The 19,708-nt window shown below is 44.9% G+C and carries 17 protein-coding genes; 2 read left to right on the top strand and 15 right to left on the bottom strand.

What is annotated here, in order from left to right; genetic code table 11:
- Window positions 1-56 precede the first annotated feature (56 nt).
- The 15 genes from QT992_RS30190 to QT992_RS30120 all read right to left on the bottom strand — a co-directional run bounded on the left by QT992_RS30190 (window position 57) and on the right by QT992_RS30120 (window position 17,378).
- A complete protein-coding gene (locus tag QT992_RS30190; protein WP_333378402.1) occupies window positions 57-830 on the bottom strand; it encodes a DEAD/DEAH box helicase family protein in 774 nt (257 codons plus the stop codon).
- Between the two features lie 157 nt (window positions 831-987).
- The gene (locus tag QT992_RS30185) at window positions 988-1,881 is read right to left on the bottom strand and encodes a KilA-N domain-containing protein (RefSeq protein ID WP_333341027.1); all 894 of its coding nucleotides are present in this window, start codon (window positions 1,879-1,881) and stop codon (window positions 988-990) included.
- Between the two features lie 279 nt (window positions 1,882-2,160).
- Window positions 2,161-3,009 carry an HTH domain-containing protein gene (locus tag QT992_RS30180; RefSeq protein ID WP_333341030.1) on the bottom strand — a complete coding sequence of 283 codons (849 nt, stop codon included), beginning with the start codon at window positions 3,007-3,009 and terminating at the stop codon, window positions 2,161-2,163.
- Between the two features lie 269 nt (window positions 3,010-3,278).
- The gene (locus QT992_RS30175; RefSeq protein WP_333341053.1) at window positions 3,279-3,743 is read right to left on the bottom strand and encodes a DnaB-like helicase C-terminal domain-containing protein; all 465 of its coding nucleotides are present in this window, start codon (window positions 3,741-3,743) and stop codon (window positions 3,279-3,281) included.
- A gap of 97 nt (window positions 3,744-3,840) precedes the next feature.
- The gene (locus QT992_RS30170; protein WP_333378399.1) at window positions 3,841-4,026 is read right to left on the bottom strand and encodes a hypothetical protein; all 186 of its coding nucleotides are present in this window, start codon (window positions 4,024-4,026) and stop codon (window positions 3,841-3,843) included.
- Between the two features lie 12 nt (window positions 4,027-4,038).
- On the bottom strand, window positions 4,039-4,821 hold the full coding sequence (locus tag QT992_RS30165; protein ID WP_333341036.1) for a hypothetical protein: 783 nt from the start codon (window positions 4,819-4,821) through the stop codon (window positions 4,039-4,041).
- Window positions 4,796-5,752 (bottom strand): IS66 family transposase, encoded by a 957-nt coding sequence (gene tnpC, locus QT992_RS30160; RefSeq protein WP_333341039.1) that lies wholly within the window; start codon window positions 5,750-5,752, stop codon window positions 4,796-4,798. Before tnpC ends, QT992_RS30165 begins: the two co-directional genes overlap by 26 nt.
- Window positions 5,753-6,207: 455 nt before the next feature.
- Complete coding sequence (locus QT992_RS30155) at window positions 6,208-7,122, bottom strand: hypothetical protein (RefSeq protein WP_333341042.1); 915 nt, start codon at window positions 7,120-7,122, stop codon at window positions 6,208-6,210.
- The gene (locus tag QT992_RS30150) at window positions 7,085-9,052 is read right to left on the bottom strand and encodes a TnsD family transposase (protein WP_333341044.1); all 1,968 of its coding nucleotides are present in this window, start codon (window positions 9,050-9,052) and stop codon (window positions 7,085-7,087) included. The genes QT992_RS30155 and QT992_RS30150 overlap by 38 nt, the downstream gene beginning before the upstream one ends.
- Window positions 9,052-10,599, bottom strand: a complete 1,548-nt coding sequence (locus tag QT992_RS30145) for an ATP-binding protein (protein ID WP_333341046.1) — start codon at window positions 10,597-10,599, stop codon at window positions 9,052-9,054. The genes QT992_RS30150 and QT992_RS30145 overlap by 1 nt, the downstream gene beginning before the upstream one ends.
- Entirely contained in the window at window positions 10,592-12,874 is a 2,283-nt protein-coding gene (locus QT992_RS30140) for a Mu transposase C-terminal domain-containing protein (RefSeq protein WP_333341048.1), read from the bottom strand. Before QT992_RS30140 ends, QT992_RS30145 begins: the two co-directional genes overlap by 8 nt.
- Entirely contained in the window at window positions 12,871-13,701 is an 831-nt protein-coding gene (locus QT992_RS30135; RefSeq protein WP_333341050.1) for a TnsA endonuclease N-terminal domain-containing protein, read from the bottom strand. Before QT992_RS30135 ends, QT992_RS30140 begins: the two co-directional genes overlap by 4 nt.
- A gap of 173 nt (window positions 13,702-13,874) precedes the next feature.
- Window positions 13,875-15,797: a glutamine--fructose-6-phosphate transaminase (isomerizing) gene (gene glmS / locus QT992_RS30130; RefSeq protein WP_333321886.1), complete on the bottom strand. Its 1,923-nt coding sequence runs from the start codon at window positions 15,795-15,797 to the stop codon at window positions 13,875-13,877.
- A 160-nt stretch (window positions 15,798-15,957) separates the two neighbouring features.
- Window positions 15,958-16,203: a photosystem I iron-sulfur center protein PsaC gene (psaC, locus tag QT992_RS30125; protein ID WP_015175986.1), complete on the bottom strand. Its 246-nt coding sequence runs from the start codon at window positions 16,201-16,203 to the stop codon at window positions 15,958-15,960.
- Window positions 16,204-16,472: 269 nt separating this feature from the next.
- Window positions 16,473-17,378, bottom strand: coding sequence for a CoB--CoM heterodisulfide reductase iron-sulfur subunit B family protein (locus QT992_RS30120; protein ID WP_333321885.1), 906 nt, complete (start codon window positions 17,376-17,378; stop codon window positions 16,473-16,475).
- A gap of 383 nt (window positions 17,379-17,761) precedes the next feature.
- Here QT992_RS30120 and acpP point away from each other — a divergent pair, with 383 nt between their 5' ends.
- Window positions 17,762-18,016 carry an acyl carrier protein gene (gene acpP / locus QT992_RS30115; protein WP_333104466.1) on the top strand — a complete coding sequence of 85 codons (255 nt, stop codon included), beginning with the start codon at window positions 17,762-17,764 and terminating at the stop codon, window positions 18,014-18,016.
- 96 nt (window positions 18,017-18,112) lie between these two features.
- The gene (gene fabF / locus QT992_RS30110) at window positions 18,113-19,366 is read left to right on the top strand and encodes a beta-ketoacyl-ACP synthase II (protein ID WP_333321883.1); all 1,254 of its coding nucleotides are present in this window, start codon (window positions 18,113-18,115) and stop codon (window positions 19,364-19,366) included.
- The last annotated feature ends 342 nt before the right edge of the window (window positions 19,367-19,708 follow it).

The following is a 19,708-nucleotide window of genomic DNA, read 5'->3' as shown; positions in this document are numbered from 1 at the left end:
CGGGCTTTCTTCTTGCACCGCTCGGAACGAGCCGGACTTCCCAAAAGCCCCCGCTTTTAAGCGTGGGGTTCCTTACTTAATTCTTGTTCATTCGTCGCTTCAGTAAAGGTTGCGCCCTCGTAGACGGCACGACCGCGACGGTAAGTAAATTTTCCCCCCATTGTTGCGAAAGAGAAAAAGGGAATGATCCCATCGCGCAAAGCATCAGATAAGGTGTACCGAAAATCGGGAACGCACCCATAAACGTTTTCTCCTGCGGGTACATAGGTGAGCCAGTTCCCTAAAATCTTGTTGTTGTCTGAGCGAAATGGTGTTCCGGAAGTCATCAGTCGGTGCGACACAGTTCCATCGGGAAAGGCAATCTCGCAAGCCCGACCAAAGGCAAGTTCTGAGCTAACGTGGTGAACTTCATCCAGAATGGCAAGAACTTTGCCGTCTAGAGTGTTTTGCAGTTGTGAAGCTAGCTTTTTAGCATTGCCAGAGGATGCTAACCATTGATAACTGACTACTAATCCTTGATACCCTTGCTGCAACAATTCTTCTGGGGTTGGTAGCCGCCCTAACCTTTTTACTGTGCCTGAGTAATAAAGTTGAAGTCCAAAAAGTTTCTGTGCGTCTACAGCATACTGTCGCCTTAGATGTTCCGCTGGAACGACAACTACCAGAAAGCGCCAACCAACAGCGCTTCTGAAGGAATCAAAGATATTAAGTGTCCCCCCTGTCTTCCCCGCTGAGGTACAAGCTTCAAGCAAAAAATTTTTCTTGAGATTCGTTTGATAGGCTCTGGCAAATCGGTCTTGCCAATCTCTCGGTACAAATTCTTCAGGCATAGATTTCTTTGGTTGCTATAATTAAGGACAAGTATCTGGTACTTTTGAGTGATCGCTTGCCAAGGCGGTGAATCTTGACACTTAATTTGCGAAAGTGGAAAGAAATAAGTTAACGAAGGGTGAGTAATGCTCACCCTTCGTCATGGTGAAGGGCGAACTAACTTATTGCGATAATCTTTGTAGAGCCTTGAGCAGCAATAGCTGCTCGATAGCCTGCTTTTGAACAAGCATCTATACATTGATAGTTGCCATGAAGCTCATTGGCCTCAATCTCATTATCAGCCATTGCTTCAGAAAAGCTGAGAGCTGTCAAATGTAATCGATTGAGGTGATCCCGTAATTTATCTGACTTACTCAGCCCTAAATTAGCTTTGACATTTTTAGAGCGACCCCCCAAAATTTCTTTGTTAATTGCATCAGCACACTCAGCATATCCATTGCATTTTCCGTCAAACCCTACACCATGAGTTTTCAGGACACCAGTATGCTGTTTGTAATTTTCTATGCCATTTATTCTGTCTTGAATCCAATCATCTGATTTCCCTTGACGCTTCCAGCCTTTAATAGAGCGTTCGCGTCCACGTTGGTAAGCTAGCTCCGGGTCGGATTCTTCTTGAATGCGCTCTTTGATCGCAGTCAATGCCCAAGCATGGAACTCTGGCGAAAGATATTCAGCGTAAGCTATTGCTAAATCAGGAATCGCATAGCTTCCCCGTTCGGATTTAGTTGCTGATTTACCTGTTGATCGAGTTAAAATTAGACCTAATTCACTCGCTGACTCTTTAACCTGAGCCATCCATTTCCTGTTTTTGTTTCGATAATCAGTTTCTCCTGCTTGAGGTTTCGACTTCACAATTTCTTTAGATTGACCTTGAAAGAATGTTAGCAAAAGCTCTGCGGTCGCTGCTTGCCTAAACCATTGAACTGGTTTTTTTGTAGGATTAGAGCCAGCAGCTTTCCACATATCTGTTAAATTGATCAAATCAGATTTGGGGTTTAAATGAATAGCTACCCCTTGGTAATTTAAGTTGGTTTTTTGACGCTTAGGCATTTGTACCTCGTAATAGGTTGTTAGCTTGTGTTGCAGCCAAAACTTGATAAATGTGCTGATATGTGATATACTAAAAAGCACATCACAATCTTTGGCCACAGGAATGTAAATTCCCTTAGCACGGATTTAGTGTTTTAACTTTGTTGCTCTAAGTAGCTGTTGATTTTGGACGACAGGGGAACCGAACCCCTCAGACCCTGGTTTAGGACTCCCGGCTGGCACCAAGCGCCGTCCATGATTAACCAGCTTAGTTGAAATTAAAAATAACCAACGGCAACGTTAGCTATTAACAGTTCCGTTGCCGTTTTCTATTGAACCTAAGCTACTTTTTTGCTTGGGGGCGCGGGCAAGGTTCAAAAGCTCTTCACGACTTAGTTTTGTAGTAGGTACGGATTGAGTTAAAGATAGTTGACGTTCTAATTCCTCAATCCGTACCTCCTGTTTATCAAGCCTATCATTATATATCTCGATAAGCCCTATTAAAGTATCCCAAACTTCTTTAAGGGTTACAACCTGTTTAGCTGGAGAATTGTTAGTTAGTGGTTCTGAAGTGACAAAAGAAGTAGTATTTGGAGGATCTTGATTGTCTTGATAGGTTGCTGGAAAACTATCATTCACTTCCTGTGTGCTTTGATCCTCGATCTCTTTAAAAGATTTTGACTCTTGAGGAGCTTCGTCAGAGCTGACATTATCAAATGTTTGTTCAACTTTGCAGCTAGTTGATTGATGTTGGAACGATTTTTTTAAGACATTTCCCTGTCCAATTTGGATAATAATTTCGCCAGATTCCTCTGGGGTCAGACTGTCAGGTAAAAAAAATTGGTAAGTTGGTCTGATATTGTTTTCGCTGCCAACTTTGATATTTCTACCGATTAGACCAATCTCTGCTAACTGATTTGCATATTTCAACGCAGTTGATCTAGAAATCTGCAATTTTTCCTCGATCTCATTCGCCAGGATTGGGGCATCAGCTTCAAGGATGCAATTTAAAATCTGTGAAGCAATAGGTTGCTTTAATTGAGCTAATTTCAGAGCAAGCTCGTTATGAAGCGTGTTTGTCCCTCTATCCAAAAAACTTGTTAAGATACTGGGTTGACTAACTAAGGATGGATCGCTTATCGTAGACATAGTAAAACTACCTCCTATGAAGGTGGGTAAATAGCTAAGAACCTAAAGAGCTCTAGATACTTCAAAATCTCAGGTATTGATTCTTGGCGGAGTCCAACCTAAGTTTGAAATCAGAAGCTCTACATCTAGCCGCACCTTTTTGCCAAAGGTGGCGGCTATTTATATTTTTATATCATATTTTACGCGCTGTCAAGCCGCAAAGCAAAAACAAAGATCGTAAAAATTTAAAAATAAAGAAGCTCTATGATGAAAATTTTTATTGCCAAGGCTTACCTCGCTTTGTCGTTACCGAATTGACCTGTTTCCGGGCTAAACAAAGCCTTGCAAGTACCTGTAGGGCCGTTGCGGTTCTTCCCTACGTTTATTTCCATCACCCCTTTGTCCTCTGTGTTTGAGTGATAATACTCATCCCGGTACAGAAGCAAGCCCAAATCCATATCCTGCTCGATATCACCGGAATCTTTGATATCACTCATGAACGGGCGCTTATTAGATTGCCCTTCAACGCCTCTATTGATCTGCGCTAAAGCGACAAAAGGAACATCGAATTCTTTAGCTATATCCTTGCAGTGTCCGGTAATGGCTCCAACAGCCTGAGCGCGATTAGCAGCTCCTCTATCTCCTAGTTTCTGGATATAATCAAGAACTACCAGCCCTAGTTTTCCTCGTTCGGCACAAACGCGCCGAAGAATGGAGCGCATCTTAGCTGGGTTTTGACTGCTATCTGTGAACAGTAGAAATGTCTATGCCGAAAGATTGCTACAAGCTCACTCTCAGTAAGCAGACAGAACCTTATCTTCTCAAAAAATCACCAAGGTTTCTGATACTCCGTCATCTTCCCAAACTCCATAAAGTAACGCTGACACCAGCCCTCCGTCCACAAAGCCGGAACCTTAAACCTTGCCCCACAGTTAGGACATTCTGACAGCAAGCGTAACTGGTGGCGATCGCACCGCTGCATCCCTTTAAACTGCCACTCAATACGATGATAAGGGTTCTGACCTTAAACGGAATCATGGATAAACTAATTTAGAGATTCATAATTTCTTTTGCCTTCCTGTAGAGCCTTTCTCCCCAATCCTCGGTAGAATTACTGGTATGTTTAGTTAGAGCGAAGGCAAATCCACCTATTTCCCCTTTGAGCTTTTCAAATACACTACGTTGCCATCCACCTTGCGGGAGTAAAGCTTGAGTTAATACTGTATCTAAAATATCCTCATGTTGTGCATTCACATTTTGTGTGGATAGGGAAAAAATCAGTGTAGAAATCGAGAAATTATCAGGTCTACCAAACTCCAGTATCCAGCAAGAACGCAGCCCTGAGGTTTCCAGCTTTACCAGAGCAAACTTTCTAACGCGATCAACTATTTTTGCAAACGGAGTTTCTTTAGCGAACTCTCGCACTTCCCAAGTAACTGAGATATCCCAATGCCTCTCATCAAGAAAGCGGATGGCTTCGGCAAACTCATCGAGCCCATCGTCTGTTGCAATAAAGATATCCATCGGCGAACGAAGGGCAAATTCCGCAGGCGGATTTTGCCCACCTACTCCTGCATCAGCAACATTAACGATTTGGCTTTTCAAAAGCGGTTCCAAGTCTTGATTGTCAACACCATTGGAGACATCAGCAGTTGGCTTTGTAACAGTGATGGAACTTGCCCCCGTTTGAGTAATTTTGAGCTTCTGCTTTTCAATAATCGAGCTTCTCAAACGAGGAAGGTTACGGTCTGGTTTTGAAGTATTAGGAGGGCTTGCTTCAGTTTCAATTAAGTTTTCCTGTAATTGCTCAACTAGGGGAAAAAAGGGAGCCATCAATCGAGAGAGCTTGTTGAATAGATTGATAAGCAGTTAAACCCTGACGTTTGCCAGTATTCACAACTGAACGAACGGCAGCAAACAAATCCCGACCCCATTCCGAACGGAAGCCATTAGTCACACGGCGAAATATTACACTCATCCGAATCGCCTGTTCGCTACTATTATTCGTGGGTGGAATTGTCGCATCTTCCAGAAATAGAAATAAATTGTCAATCAGCCCACCATATCGTTTTCGTAACCGGATACCATCCGGATGGTGTGGCGCTAAATTCAAAATCCCCGTTAATCTTTCCTGTAAATTTTCTCGATATCGATTGAGTCTGGCATCGTCGATTTTTTCTCGTCGTCGATGGATGATAAAAGCCCTTAATAATAACCTCTTCATCGCTGGGGCAAAAATCCTGTCCCCAGCATCAATCGCATATTGGCAGTCCCGCAATTGATGGGCCAAACACACTTGCCATTGTGGGGCTGGGTGATTTTTTTGAGCGCTAAATAAGTCTGATACCCAAATATCAGGACGATGTTCTCCCAGAACTTCGTTAATTACTCCAGTTCCTCGGCTGGGGCGAATGACGTGTAAGCAAACATCCTGGTTCTGAAACACCCACTCCCACTGATTCTGTCCGTTAACTCTCGCACTCGTTTCATCTGAACAAATTAATTTAGACCGTCGCAACCGATGGAGTATTTGAGTTACTTGGTCATCTAAACTGGTTTTGACTTGCACCAGCAAGTTGGCGATTGCTCCTTCTGAAATCTTGAGTCCAAAGACTTCTCCAAATATGGACGACAGCCGTTCGTAGCTGATGGCATGAGTGTAACGCAGATATGTGACTAAGCTTTGAATTGAACTGCTTTCGCGGTGAACCTGGTTCCATTCCCAATGGTACAGGGGCAACATACTTCGTTTGACAGCAGGCACACTGACCGCCATAACGTTCGATGCGGGTGATGATGGGACGAATTGGTGGTAGTTCGATTTTTTCGTAGATGGATTGTAATTTTTGTGCAGTCGCGGTCACTTTCTCTCCACACTGGGGACAATTTTTGAGTTGGGCGATGATTGTTTGGTCGGGATGAGGATGTAGTTCTCTTCCCCCTCCTACTCTTCCTAGGCTTCTTTGTCTTTTTATCCCCTCAATTTTCGATGGCCCAATGTTGGGCTTGAATCCTTTGGAGGGTGGAGTGCTGGAATTTTTGCTAGTTTTTTTGGGAGACGGACTTAGTTGTGCTTGGTCTGTGGCTGCTAACGCTGCGGTGAGTTTTTGGATTTTCTCCCATAGCTCTACTATCAAGGCTTCTTTTGCCTCGTTCGATAGTTGCTTTAAGTCGGGGAGTTTTTCCATTTCTCTATCTAATGTCTATCTCGTCTTCTTGTCAAGGGGGTTGAGCAATTACGTTTTCCTCAACAGTTTTGGGTTTCCTCTGTCGCTTAGCGACTGGTTTTGCAACGTACTCTCGGTTTTTGAGCCGAGGATGGGTAAACTCAAGTTCTGAGAAAGGTAGCGATCGCGCAGGTGCAACTTCCAAAATTTGCTGAATCCATAAGATTTGCGCCGTTAGCAGACCTCTGACGTGCCAAGTAGAACTAAAACTTGGTAAATTTGTCATCAGTGGTATCGAAGTATTCCAATTTACCTGTGAGGCTTGGCTGAGGCGATCGCGATACACCCGATCCCATGCAGAGCGAAACGATGAGTCATGCAACAAACGCGCCACACAAAAAGCAAAAGGTTTACTTAAGACTTTTTTAGCTATATCTTGCGAAAAATCTAAAAATATTTTTCTGTCGATAATTTCATTTCGAGTAATTACACGCTCAAAATAGTTGGGTTCCAATAATCCAAACGCTAATGTTTTATTCTGAACCAAAAAAGCTCGAATACACTCTAATACAGGAAGGACAAGCGTAATACCTTTTTGGGTTTGAAACTTGAGGCAATACTCTGCTAGATTACTTTCGCCTTCAAGCAGATAATGGGCTATTGTTGGGATGTCTGCTGCCTTTGATAATGTAGCAGAGGATGAATCAGGTATAACCAGCGTAAAGACATCACCCGTTGTCTGATTCCAAATAGGTTGTCCATTTTGAAAAACTTGCCCTAATCGCAACCAAGATATTAATCCCCAAGGAAAATCCACCTCTCTGAATTCACCTGACTCTTGTTTGAAGACCGCAGTCGTGCGCCATTGCCGATGGGTAGACTCTCGCCAGGGCGAGCGCAGCCACCACAGAGTAACAAATTCATCTTCATCAAAGGGCCATTCGCTGAGGCGGACAATCTCTGCCATGCTGGTGCGGGATCTGCTTTAGAACATCCAAAGCTTCATTAATAGCATTTTGTACGGATGGTAGCAATTCCACCTCTGGACGTAGCCCTGCGCGACGAACAAGCTGCCATCTTTGCGGACAAATACCTTCTTGGCGGTAACACTCTACAACCCATTGAATTCGCCGTACTGCAAAGGTTTCTCGTGTTTCAACTAAGTCTGCTAGAATTTTTGCTGTTAAAGGTAGCTTATCAAGATGTTTCTGGATTAGAGCCAATTGACCCAGTTCTCTAGCGATCGCCGCAGTTGTAATCTGCGTTGGTTTTCCTACTTTACTATAAAGATTTGTCGCTACCAGTTTGATTGACTCAGCCAATTCAGTATCTCGACTTTCCCAATCCACACGAGCAGGAGGAGGCGCTTTCTGCTGTATAGCTGGCAGATGGGCTTCCAACCATTCGCGATCGTGCCTTAATAACCAGGTATAAACTCGTTGGAATTGCTTGCGTAAGATATTCCTTCCGGCTTCAGGGTTATTTTTTCTGGCAGTTAGCCATTCAGAGCGATATTTCTCTAAAGTAATTTCTGGAACTGCCTGCTTTTTGCTTTCACTACCCACTAATTTCCTTTGACTCTGATTAGTTTGCCGCTTACTGTGGCGGGGAAAATCTAGAGATAGTGCCGCAGCATGGAGTTTGACAGTAGTTGGATCGACACCTAGCTGACGAGATATTCCTCGGAGGCTAACAGTTGGGTCTTGCCAAAGTTCTCTAAGGGTATTCTCCCATATAGAACCGAAAGCTCGGATTTTAGTAATGCGTAATCGATCTTCTTCTGTCCGATCTGGCCCAGTACGGCAATAACTAAATCCACAAGTACAGCAAAAAGTGCCTATTGGTTTACCATGCTCTTGACTGTAGGTGATTTCGCATTCTTCAATTACAGGCTGACGGAAATGGCTAGCAGTCCGATTTAGACATAGCCAAGGCCCTGTACCAAAGGGTTGAAATTGTTTGGGAAGTTTAAAGAATGACTCGGCATTATGATCCAAAAATTGAATTAGTAGCAGGTGGCGTAATGGATGCTGAGAACCTTTTGGCGATCGTACTAAGCGCAACAACCAGCTATGTTCGCTTTCTGTATCAATTTCACACTGAAGTCTTTGTAGTAGCTCATCTGGATAGAAGCGTTTAAACTCTTCTAGCAGCTTACTCACTCTTACCCTACCGCTATAAGTTGCTAAGTCGCGCTCTGCCAGCAACTCTCGGTAACGTTTGAGTAGAATCGTTAATCCTGGCGGCGAAATATGTTCTTCTAAAAGCCAAGTAGCATTTTGAGCAATCTTTAATAGGATATTGTGATGCGAATGTTTTAGAGTATATGACTGAGATTTGGGTAACTTTATTCCTTGCTCTGCTGTAATAAATTCATGGCGAGTAGTAGGATTCTGTACCCGAACTTGGCTATCCACTAACCGAACTTGGTGCTGAGGACAAATTTCTACTCCTGGTATTTGATGAAGACGATGCCAGTAGGACTCACTAAATTGCTGTTTATCTTCTTGAACGCATTCAGGACAAAACCTCAACCATTCTGGAGGCTGAACTACACTAGCCATTAATCCAGAACGCATATGAATAGCTGGGCCACGCGAACCTTCCATATCTGCCCAAAGTTGTCGAAATTGTTTGGGATGGAGAAAAGGGGCAAAGAAGGGTAGTAGGGTATGTGGATTAATTAATCTTTCAACTGTGTAGGGACTTCCAGCAGGTAATGCTGAGGCAAGATTTCTCAGATTGCTAGGAAGATCGACAACTGCGATCGCAGCTTCATCACCAAACAATTCCCGAAGGGTATTCTTCTTATTAGGATACTGAACTCGTTCATGGAAACGAGCGCAAACACTATAAAGTAATTCATCAGGATAAGGATCGGGAAAGCAGCCAATCATTAGCCCACCTCCTCTAGTAAATACTCAGTTGCCGGACGAATCAAACCTGCCTGTTTGAGAGCCTCATAGGCAGTGAGCTTTTGTTTCTCTCCTATCGCCGCAATTGCAGGTAAGCTATCTGCAGCTAAATTTTTTTTCTTGCGCGTTTTAGAAGTCTTGGGTGGAGTCTCAACAGTCTTTGTTACTGTTTCAGGTTGAGAAATTGCCTTAGTCGGTGATGATTCTTTAGCACTCGATACCTTTCTGGTTCTAGTCAATGCTTCGAGTTGTTCAGCCTTATTCAGCTTGCTTTGGGCTTCTTGCAAAAAGGAATCTAAATTAATGGGGTACACATCTTCGACAGTATGCAGTATCCGAGTATCACCTGTTCTCAGGGCTTGCAGGATAGGATTAGCCATCCGCAAACTTTCCTGAGCAGCCAAGCGAATTCCCTGTGCAGTTACAGCTTCTTCTCCAGTGGCGATCGCCCGAACTTGTGCTAGCATATATACTTTAACCGCGAAATCTGTAATCCCTTGAGTAACATCATAAAGAGCATCACTTAATTCTGGTATTAAAGGAGATCGTTGCTGCACGTACTGATATCCCCATAAGCATTCCAGAAACCACTCCCAAGTTTCGTCCTTTTTCATTCTGTCCCAAACAAGATCGCCCTGTCCTGTACCCCTACGAGTTTGTCGAAATTCTCCGCTTAAAACAGATATAGCTTTGTAAGTGCCAACCAGTACGACAGGTAATCCAATCGTATTGATTAATTGGACAAAAAAGTTCAGCATCTTGCTAGAACCGCCACTTTTAGCTTGACTGAGGTGTTGAATTTCATCAATAACCAGCACGCCAATTGAGTGCAAAGAAGCGACAAGCGCCATGCGAGGTAATAGTTCGTCTACAGTTTTGCGCCCACCCGCATAATTGTCGTAGTAACGAGTTCCTAACAAGTCATCTACAGCTTGGAAAAAGTTTAAGCATAGCCCTTTAATAGAGCCATCAAAGGGGCAATCTAACTTGAGCCAAACGATTTGGGTAAAACTGAAATTATTCTCACAGTAACGATTGTGGAGAATAACCTGTGGATACAGCGACAAAATTGCCTCAATAGAAGTGGTTTTACCCACTCCACTAATTCCAACAATCGTGAACCCTGTAGCTGTTGAACGCGAAGATTGACGGGTTGTTTTTAAAGATTGAATCCTGGCTTGAACATCTCCCCAAAATCCTGCTACTGCTGGATTTCGTGCCTGATATCCCACTCGGATCATGCGCGAGAATCGCTGCTCTAAATCAAAGTGAATAGGCAATGGTGCAAAGAACTGGAGTGCGTTCTGAATTAAATGCAGACGAAGGTGAGCCGGCATACTGCGTTGTTCTTTGTCATATTCAGGGTAATACGCCAATAGTTCTGCCGTTTCATCCTGTATTAGGATAGGTGGAAGGGCTTCAATCAGGGGATTACCCTGGTAGTTAGGAATACCAGGAGCGCAGTAAGTTGCTTGTTCAACCCTGCCTTTCCCTACTAAGAGAGAAGGAATATGCTGATTACTATTCATCGTCACTCCACATCTTTGGACGCAGTTTACGCAATTTATCAATTAACTGAGATTTAGGTACATGGGAGGAATCTATTTCAAGTGGTGTATTAGTTAGTTCATCTGTTTTACTATCTTGATTGTACTGGTTGGCAGCCTTTTTTGGTTCATTTATTTCGGTTTTTTCGCTTGGTATTATCAAGGGAATAACTTGTCCCGGATTGTTTATAGATTCGTCTCTTCCTAGTTGCCAACCTTGAGTCTCTCGTTCCATCTCTCGCTCTTCTTTGCGATTTTGTCTAATTCCCTTGATACGCGAGCGTTTACTTTGTTTTTCTACAGCATTTAAAGTTTCTGAAGTTTGCTCGGTTGCCTGAGTAATAATTGCTTCTCTCTGAGCATTTAAAGTAGCTTTAGATTGTTGTTTACGGCTTATAGCTGTTTCTTTAGAGTGTTTTCGCAACTCAAAGTAATCCACAGCTTCATACCAGTCCCGACCGCGAAATGTTTTTTCTGCATCTACAAGGTAGCAAGGTTCAATCCGTCGCCCATCTTCGAGTCGAAGGTAAATTGTATCTAGCTTGCGAGGATCGCAGGCTATAGTAATTCTCCAACTTCCTCTTTCCCTAGCTCTGATGAACCACTGTTCTTTCAGTGCTAAATCACATGAGTAAAATAGCCCTTCAAAGCGAATACCTCGATATGTGACAGAAGCCTCAGTTGTTCGCAGAAGATTGAGTTTAAGAATATCAGGTGAAACTTTTCTTAGATGTCCTGCTCGGTTACGAATTCCCCAATTCCACAGATCAATGGGATAGGGTTCAACATAATCTTGAATCATGAACTCGTCCATTCGATACCAGTCCATGCGGTGATCTTTATTATGATCTAGGACGGTGAGACTCATTAGCTTACGGAACTGATGTAAATCTAAAACTGCATCAAGTCGATAGTCTGCATCACCACGTTCATGAGGTTTATAAACTGCGCCCGGAACCCAATGAATTGCTTTATCGTTGCTAAGGCGAAAGTTACGCTCGATGATTCCTTTCCAGTCTGCTCTGTATGGTGGTGTATTTGAAACTCTTACATTTAAAGAATTCACCAAGTTGTCAGCGTTGTAGCCTTCCAATTCTCCTCTGTCTGCCAAAATCATCTCAGGCAGATGATGACTAGGCCAATCCTTGTCAGAAATCTCAATTCCATATTCTCGGCAGAAACTAACTTTATCACTAGCTGTGTTCTCTAATGCCTGCATAGCCCCTACCCAACTAGGGCCCTCTAGGGTAACGCTAATACCAACAATGAGACGACTAAATACATCAATAACAACATAAATAACTGGTCGCCCAATGATGCGGCTACGGTCTAGGGAACTAACTAAGTAAATGTCGCCAATTGTGGCATCAATCTGATAAATTGACCCTGGGCCAAACGCCATCTGAGTTGAATCTCCTAAAACTTCACGATGACGCAGATTGTATCGACGCTTACCCTCCCGTGTAGATAGAGCTTGAGTTAAGTTTTGCTCTTTTTCATACCAGTAACGAAACTGCCCAAATGTTGGAAGTTCCTGAGATGGAGGAAGAAATGGCACTAGAGTCCCATCAGGGAGAAGATCGTAACCTTTATGAAAAAACTTTTCCAGCGTTTTCTGATAGGCATCCTGCAAAGTTCTGCCGTCTGAATTTTCATAGAAAAGCTTAATTCCGCGAATCAACTTCTCTTGTACATTAGTATTGATATTAATGCCAGTTGATAAATTCGTGACTTTTGTAATTCTGCTAGGGCGACCACGCTTTCGTTCACTACTTTTTCGCTCTTTACCCTTTGCGCCACACTTATCGAAAAGGGGAAGAAGTGCATTTTTAGTTTGTCCTCCCTGCCAGTATCGCCTCAAGAACTTGTAGATAGTTTTCTTCGTCCACCCTGTTTGTTTCTCTAACGCATTCAAGAGCTTTCCTCTTCCATGCGAGTAGAAAATCTGTCCAGTTTTATCTTCAATTAGGGGCATAATTACTTCCCAAGCTGCATCTCTATGCTGGAGATGTTTCTTGGGGATACTGTCTTCTGATCGTAGTAATGTTGCGTAAGGATCTACCTCTAGGACATGGGCTTCTCCAGAGGTAATCGCTGCTTCTAGATCCTTGCACTTCTGAAAAATGGGCAAGCTTTGAGGATTAAGAATTTCAATAAGGGCAGCATCAGTGCCAGATGAATCGATCCATAGTAAACGCTCAATCCACGAACCAGTTGCACTCTGCCACTCTATCAGCATATTGATGAATAAGTTCATCCAACCCCTCCGATTTCTTCAAGAGGTTCTAAAGAGGATAAGAGTACAAGCTTTTCACTAGGTCGAATAGGCTGAACCATATTTACCTGCCAAACTCGGTTAGCCAGCAAGTGCCGAACAACTAATAAGCTTAAACCTGGCGTAAAACCAAGTTGGTCGTCACAAATTGCTGCAATATCTGCTAAAGAATCTTTTGCCTGAAGCACCAATGGAGTCATTACCATTGTTATTCGGGTGATATCACTCTGTGGTAAGTCATTTAGGTCTAGATAAGGATGCAACCACTTAATATTCTCTGCAAGAGTTTTAGACACTTCACGTTCAGTAACAATTCCCCAATCAATGTTTCGCCTTTGCCAATAGCATCTTTCAATCTCCAACTTCTCCAGATTACGCTTTGACTGCAAATCGTGTGCATACTTAACTGTTCGTGCTTGTTCGATTGAGCCAACACTCTGTCGAACTGTCACAACAAAGTCAGTAGTCATTACTACTGGTTCTTTAGTACGCGGATCTGCGGGGTAGGCTACCCCACATTGTTCTGCGATCGCCAAAGTTTCCTCTAAAGGCAGTAGCGGAAATTGCTCCCGGATATCCAGCACAGGTAGTGACCAGTCCAGCACATAGAAGTAGCTGGTTTCCAATTCGCTTAACAGATGATGAACCCTACGTGTCTTCCATCCCTTGATTCTGCTAGCAAGTCCTTGAGAGGGAACATCCTGAATGTGCAGCCAAGGATTGTAATTGGCTCCTTGTCCCATACCACGTCCTTGCTTCAGACGATTCTCAATAGTCGTTTCACTGGTGTTTCGGCTACGTTTAGCCATCTGATTACCTCACCCAGATGGTTCATCAAAGTCAGCTTCCAGAAATATTCCGAAAACCTAGCAAATAAAGTCATACCCAATAGTGTACAACTTTATTTGCTAGTGTACAACTTTATTTGCTAGTGTACAACTTTATTTTCAGAATACAAATGACTACTGACTAATGACTTCCTTTATTCTACCGTCACCGATTTCGCCAAATTGCGCGGCTGATCCACATCCAAACCCCGACGCGCCGCAATGTGATAAGCCAATAATTGCAGCGGAATCACTGTCACAATCGGTGACAACAATTCATCCACCAAAGGCACGGGCAAAACGTGGTCAAAAATGTCGGCTTCCGCCACACCTTGCTTGGGCGTAACCCCAATTAAACGGGCGTCGCGGGCCTTCGCTTCCTGAGCGTTGGAAAGCACCTTTTCGTAGACGCTTCCGGGCATGGCGATCGCCACTACAGGCACTTTCGCATCCAAAAGGGCGATCGGGCCATGTTTCATCTCTCCGGCGGGATATCCTTCAGCGTGAATGTAGCTAATTTCCTTCAGTTTCAGCGCCCCTTCCAAAGCAATCGGAAAATTAATTCCCCGCCCCAAAAAGATAAAATCTTGGGTGTCTGTAAACTGGTGAGACAATTCCTCCACATACTGTTCTTGAATCTCCAAAAACTTCTCAATTTCTGCCGGCAACTGGCGCAAACCCGTAATAATTTCTGCCAATCTCTCGCTGCTGATTGTTTGCCGCTGGTGCGCCAAATCCAAAGCTAAGAAATAGAAGGCCATCAACTGAGTGACAAAAGTTTTAGTCGCAGCAACGCCGATTTCTATACCAGCGTGGGTATTGATTACCTGCGGCATCATGTGGGCGATCGAACTTTCGGTTCTGTTAGTAATGCCTAACATTCTCGCCCGGAATTTATCAGTAAAACCCGCGCGGCGCTGCTGTTCCATCCCCAAAGCAGCCAGCGTATCCGCCGTTTCTCCCGACTGAGTTACCCCAATAGTTAAAGTATTTGCTGTCAGCGGTGCCGGTGCGTAGCGGTACTCAGAAGCGTACTGCACCGCAGTGGGAATATTAGCTAATTGTTCCAACAAATATTTGCCGATTAGCGATGCGTGCCAGCTCGTTCCGCAGGCGAGAATTGAAATTTGTTCGACATCGACGCAAAGTTCTTTGGGCAAGTTGAGATTGATGGGAGAGCGCGGATTTCCCGGCTGCCAATCGCTGTCTAAATAAGCCTCCAAACAAGCTCGGACTACGGCTGGCTGTTCGTAAATCTCCTTGTGCATGAAGTGTTTGAAGCCTTGTTTTTCGACTAAAACCGGACTCCAACCAAGGATGCGCGGGCTTTTTTTCAGCCTTTCCCCTGCAAAGCTGTAAACTTCCACTCCCATCGAAGTTAGCCTTGCCAATTCGCCATTTTCCAAGGACAAAACAGTGCGGGTGTGAGATACTAAGGCCGGCGTGTCGGAAGCGCAGAAAAATTCGCCAGCACCAAAGCCAATCACCAAAGGAGCTTGCTGTCGGGCGACAATTATTTCCTCTGGAAAATCTGCACAGATAACGGCGATCGCAAAAGCTCCTTCTAATTTATTTACCGCCTTTAAAACAGTTTCCAAAAACGATAAATCAGCTATTTTCTCGGTTTTTTTATCTTTTTCTTCTTCCTTCTCCCTTCTTGCTTCTTTCAAAAATTCAGCTATTAAATGAGGAATAACTTCTGTATCGGTATCCGAGACAAATTTATGTCCCTTTGCTTTCAATTCTTCCCGCAACTCGCGATAATTTTCGACAATTCCATTTTGAACTACCGCAATTCGCCCGCTATTATCTAGGTGAGGGTGAGCGTTATATTCCTCTGGTTTGCCGTGAGTTGCCCAGCGGGTGTGTCCGATGCCGATGGGAGCCAGAGAGTCTATCTCTGCTAACTTTTCCCGGAGGTTGTGCAATTTGCCCTTTGCTCGGATGCAGGTAATTTCTCCTTCGGAGATGGTAGCGAGGCCCGCTGAATCGTAGCCCCGGTATTCTAGTTTCTCCAATCCTGCTAGCAAAATCTCGCTTGCTGCTTGCGTGCCGATATAGCCAACGATTCCGCACATTTAACGTACTACTCCTGCTTAGCGATCGCAATAAAACTCAAGTTTTATCATTTTTACCTTCTTCCGGCCCCAGAATGCAGATTCCGCGACAAAAAAAGAGGGGGCAATTTAATCGCCCCCTCTTTTGTGCCCGTAATTCGATCGGCGTGTCGATCGATATTTAGTAGGCTAGACCCATACTGCGAGTGGTTTCTGCTCCCAGGTAAACCCGGATGCTGAGAAAATCGGTGGGACAAGCAGTTTCGCACCGCTTGCAGCCTACACAGTCTTCGGTGCGGGGAGATGAGGCAATCTGAGCTGCTTTGCAGCCATCCCAGGGCACCATCTCCAAAACGTCAGTCGGACAAGCGCGGACGCATTGAGTGCAGCCGATGCAAGTATCGTAAATTTTGACTGAATGAGACATTGAATAAAGGCTCCCAACGAGTCACTAAAAATTTGCTGCCTCTGCGAATTAACAGATTTGACGGCGAGGTGCCACCGCTATAGCCTGCACAGAGAATTAAAGGTTAGTCTACCGCAGTGCCTGGAAGCACTTCGCGAAAAAGCGACAAAACTTCACAGTTATTCACGCTGGGAGTCTTATCAAAGTAGGTTGCTACTGAGCACGTCAGTCCTTAGAGCGCAGTTATCAAGGACGGAGTTCTTTACTACAAATCTGTGCAAATCGATCGACTAAAAGCCTAATTTTTCTAACACGGGCTTTGTGGAAACAATATGTCGATCGAGCCCTAGTTTTTTTGGCTCCACACCCAAAGCCAAAGCCACCAACTGCGACAAATGCAGCACCGGCAAACCCAATTTGCGCCCGATTACTTTTTCCACCTCCGGCTGCCGCGAATCCAAATTTAAATGACAAAGCGGACAAGGCGTTACCATACAATCAGCGCCATTGTCAAGAGCATCTTGAATATGTTTGCCGGCCATCTGAAAAGATTGGTTAGTGGCATAACTCGCCAACGGCCAGCCACAGCACTGCGTCCGCCCTCGATAGTAAACCGGAGTTGCCCCGATCGCCCGAAACACATTTTCCATCGATTCCGGTTGGTGCGGGTCATCGTAAAGCAGCTTATCCTGAGCTCGCAGCAGGTAGCACCCGTAAAAAGACGCGCACTTCAAACCCGAAAGCTTGCGGGTGACTCGCTTCTGCACCTCGTCGAGCCCGTAATCTGCAACGATCGCCCACAACAGATGTTTCACCTCGGTACTGCCTTTGTAAGGCGAACAGCCTTGTTTTTCCAGTAAACCGTTGACTTTTTCTATGTAGTTGGGATCGGTTTTCTGAGATTCCTTGAGGCGATCGTCCACATGACCGATTACCCCTTGACAAGTGCTGCAATGCGTCAGCAAAGGCAGATTCAGTTCCTCAGCCAAAGCAATATTGCGAGCGTTGACAGTATCTTCGAGTAACTGCGAATCTTCCTTGAAAGTGCCAGAACCGCAGCAGGAAGCTTTCTTTAGTTCCACCAGTTCAATCCCCAACGCTTGAGTCAGTGCTTGGGTAGACAGGTAAAGTTCGCGGGCGGCCCCTTGAGCAACACAACCGGGAAAGTAAGCATATCTGAGAGTTTGGGATGGCATAGTCGTTTCTGCTGGGGACACAAGGTTCGGGAAAAGAAACTTGAGCGATCGAAGTCGGGAGGCTTCCTGCTTAGTTTTCCCTCTTTATAATTAACCTATCACCGCCTAGCTAAGAGCCAATTGTCAGCTTTTCTCAAGCATTTTGAGTTGATGAGTGACGCACCATCGACCAAAAATCCGGTTCCTCAACGTTATCAGGTTGCTAAACGAGATGATTGATTGTGGGCTATGGGGTTTTTTTTCCTTAGTCGTAGGGTTGCTGCGATCGTCCGTGCCCCAATTGTCGCTGGCCCGTGTCACTTAGAAAAGCGGCCAGCCTTTCTCTTGCCGATCCCCCTTTCGGATAAGATTAGATACGCAGCAACCAATGAGGACACGAGGTTATGAGTCAAGACGACATTTTTGCTAGAGTCAAGAAAATTGTGGCTGATCAATTGGAAGTCGATCCAAGCGAAGTCAAGCCCGAAGCCAACTTTGCTAACGATTTAGGAGCAGATTCCTTAGATACAGTAGAGCTGGTCATGGCCTTGGAAGAAGAGTTTGATATTGAAATTCCCGACGAAGCAGCCGAAGGAATTACTACGGTTCAAGCTTCTGTAGATTTCATCAGCAGCCAACTTGCAGCTCCAAAAGCATAAAATACCTGTCTTTTCCCCTAAGAGGAGAGAAGTTAAAAACTGGAAACTCCTCTTTTGTTCTGCGTTCTGGGTGTTTAATTTTTTGAAACTGAAATCATGACAAATTTAGAGCGTAAGCGCGTTGTTATCACGGGTCTCGGCGCGATTACACCGATCGGCAATACCTTGTCTGAATATTGGGACGGGTTGCTTGCCGGGAAGAATGGTATAGGCCCGATCACCTTATTCGACCCGTCGCGGCACGACTGCCGCTTTGCCGCAGAGGTGAAGGGTTACGACCCACACGACTATTTAGAGCGCAAGGAAGCAAAGCGGATGGATCGCTTTGCTCAATTTGGGGTGTCAGCGAGCAAGCAAGCTCTTGCTGATGCGAAGTTTGAGATTAACGACCTGAACGCAGAACAGGTGGGTGTCATTCTGGGCACTGGCATTGGCGGCCTGAAGGTTTTAGAAGACCAGCAAGAGATATATCTGACTCGCGGCCCCGATCGATGCAGCCCGTTTATGATTCCCATGATGATTGCGAATATGGCCGCGGGCCTGACGGCGATTCACACGGGCGCTAAAGGGCCGAACTCTTGCACGGTGACGGCCTGCGCTGCCGGGTCAAATGCCGTGGGCGATGCGTTTCGCTTAGTTCAGGCGGGTTACGCCCAAGCCATGATTTGCGGCGGTACAGAAGCTGCGGTGACACCTTTGTGCGTGGCGGGTTTTGCTGCGGCGAGAGCGCTTTCGACTCGCAATGATGACCCGACTCATGCTTCTCGTCCGTTCGATCGCGATCGTGATGGTTTTGTCGTCGGCGAAGGTGCTGGCATTCTGATTTTAGAAGAAATGGAACACGCTCTGGCGCGTGGCGCGAAGATTTACGCAGAAATCGTCGGCTACGGTTTAACTTGCGATGCGTATCACATGACTTCTCCGGTACCGGGGGGGAACGGTGCGTCGCGCGCGATGGCTTTAGCACTCAAGGATGCGGGTTTGACGCCGGATCAAGTGAGCTATATCAACGCTCACGGCACGAGCACGCTTCCCAACGATTCTACTGAAACAAAAGCGATTAAGCAGACTTTGGGAGACCACGCTTACAAAATAGCAATTAGTTCTACCAAGTCGATGACCGGCCATCTTTTGGGCGGTTCTGGTGGAATTGAGGCGGTGGCGACGGTAATGTCGATCGCCAATGACAAAATCGCGCCGACAATTAATTTGGAAAATCCCGATCCTGAGTGTGATTTGGACTATGTTCCTCATACAAGCCGCGATCTAAAAGTTGATGTGGCGCTGTCGAATTCTTTTGGATTTGGCGGCCACAACGTGACTCTGGCATTCAAGAAGTTTGTTCAGTAACAGGTAATTTGAAAGTCGAGAGTTAAAAGGTGAAAAATTAATTTTTCACCTTTTAATTTTTTAGATTAATTTTAGATGGGGCGATCGGCTATTAAGTAAATCAACTTAATTCAACCTAAAATGCGATCGCGCCTTAGATCCCCGCAGCACTTTAACTCCTGCGGAGTTCTGGATATTCTGTTTTTTGATTAGCCGTTGCTCATATCATGTCCGGGCGATCGCTTGACTCAAAACGCTTACTTGTCATGAGTCAAGCGCAACGAAGTAAGGAATGAGAATTAAATAACTTCCACAAGTTTGTGGGATGGGCGTCCCGCCCGTCCAAAAAGGACGGGCGGGACG

Source organism: Microcoleus sp. T3_D1 (assembly GCF_036700405.1).
Lineage (GTDB): Bacteria > Cyanobacteriota > Cyanobacteriia > Cyanobacteriales > Microcoleaceae > Microcoleus.
Note: the sequence above shows the minus strand (reverse complement) of the source record. Positions and strands in the feature narration are given on the sequence as shown.

Excerpts from the sequence above, each read along its gene's own strand:
- glmS (WP_333321886.1), bottom strand. The coding sequence starts at position 15,797 with ATGTGCGGAATCGTTGGCTATATCGGCACGCAAGCAGCAAGCGAGATT.
- QT992_RS30140 (WP_333341048.1), bottom strand. The coding sequence starts at position 12,874 with ATGAACTTATTCATCAATATGCTGATAGAGTGGCAGAGTGCAACTGGT.
- QT992_RS30190 (WP_333378402.1), bottom strand. The coding sequence starts at position 830 with ATGCCTGAAGAATTTGTACCGAGAGATTGGCAAGACCGATTTGCCAGA.
- QT992_RS30150 (WP_333341044.1), bottom strand. The coding sequence starts at position 9,052 with ATGATTGGCTGCTTTCCCGATCCTTATCCTGATGAATTACTTTATAGT.
- QT992_RS30165 (WP_333341036.1), bottom strand. The coding sequence starts at position 4,821 with ATGGCTCCCTTTTTTCCCCTAGTTGAGCAATTACAGGAAAACTTAATT.
- acpP (WP_333104466.1), top strand. The coding sequence starts at position 17,762 with ATGAGTCAAGACGACATTTTTGCTAGAGTCAAGAAAATTGTGGCTGAT.
- QT992_RS30145 (WP_333341046.1), bottom strand. The coding sequence starts at position 10,599 with ATGAATAGTAATCAGCATATTCCTTCTCTCTTAGTAGGGAAAGGCAGG.
- QT992_RS30120 (WP_333321885.1), bottom strand. The coding sequence starts at position 17,378 with ATGCCATCCCAAACTCTCAGATATGCTTACTTTCCCGGTTGTGTTGCT.
- QT992_RS30185 (WP_333341027.1), bottom strand. The coding sequence starts at position 1,881 with ATGCCTAAGCGTCAAAAAACCAACTTAAATTACCAAGGGGTAGCTATT.
- QT992_RS30135 (WP_333341050.1), bottom strand. The coding sequence starts at position 13,701 with ATGGCTAAACGTAGCCGAAACACCAGTGAAACGACTATTGAGAATCGT.
- QT992_RS30180 (WP_333341030.1), bottom strand. The coding sequence starts at position 3,009 with ATGTCTACGATAAGCGATCCATCCTTAGTTAGTCAACCCAGTATCTTA.
- QT992_RS30170 (WP_333378399.1), bottom strand. The coding sequence starts at position 4,026 with ATGATTCCGTTTAAGGTCAGAACCCTTATCATCGTATTGAGTGGCAGT.
- psaC (WP_015175986.1), bottom strand. The coding sequence starts at position 16,203 with ATGTCTCATTCAGTCAAAATTTACGATACTTGCATCGGCTGCACTCAA.
- QT992_RS30155 (WP_333341042.1), bottom strand. The coding sequence starts at position 7,122 with ATGGCAGAGATTGTCCGCCTCAGCGAATGGCCCTTTGATGAAGATGAA.
- fabF (WP_333321883.1), top strand. The coding sequence starts at position 18,113 with ATGACAAATTTAGAGCGTAAGCGCGTTGTTATCACGGGTCTCGGCGCG.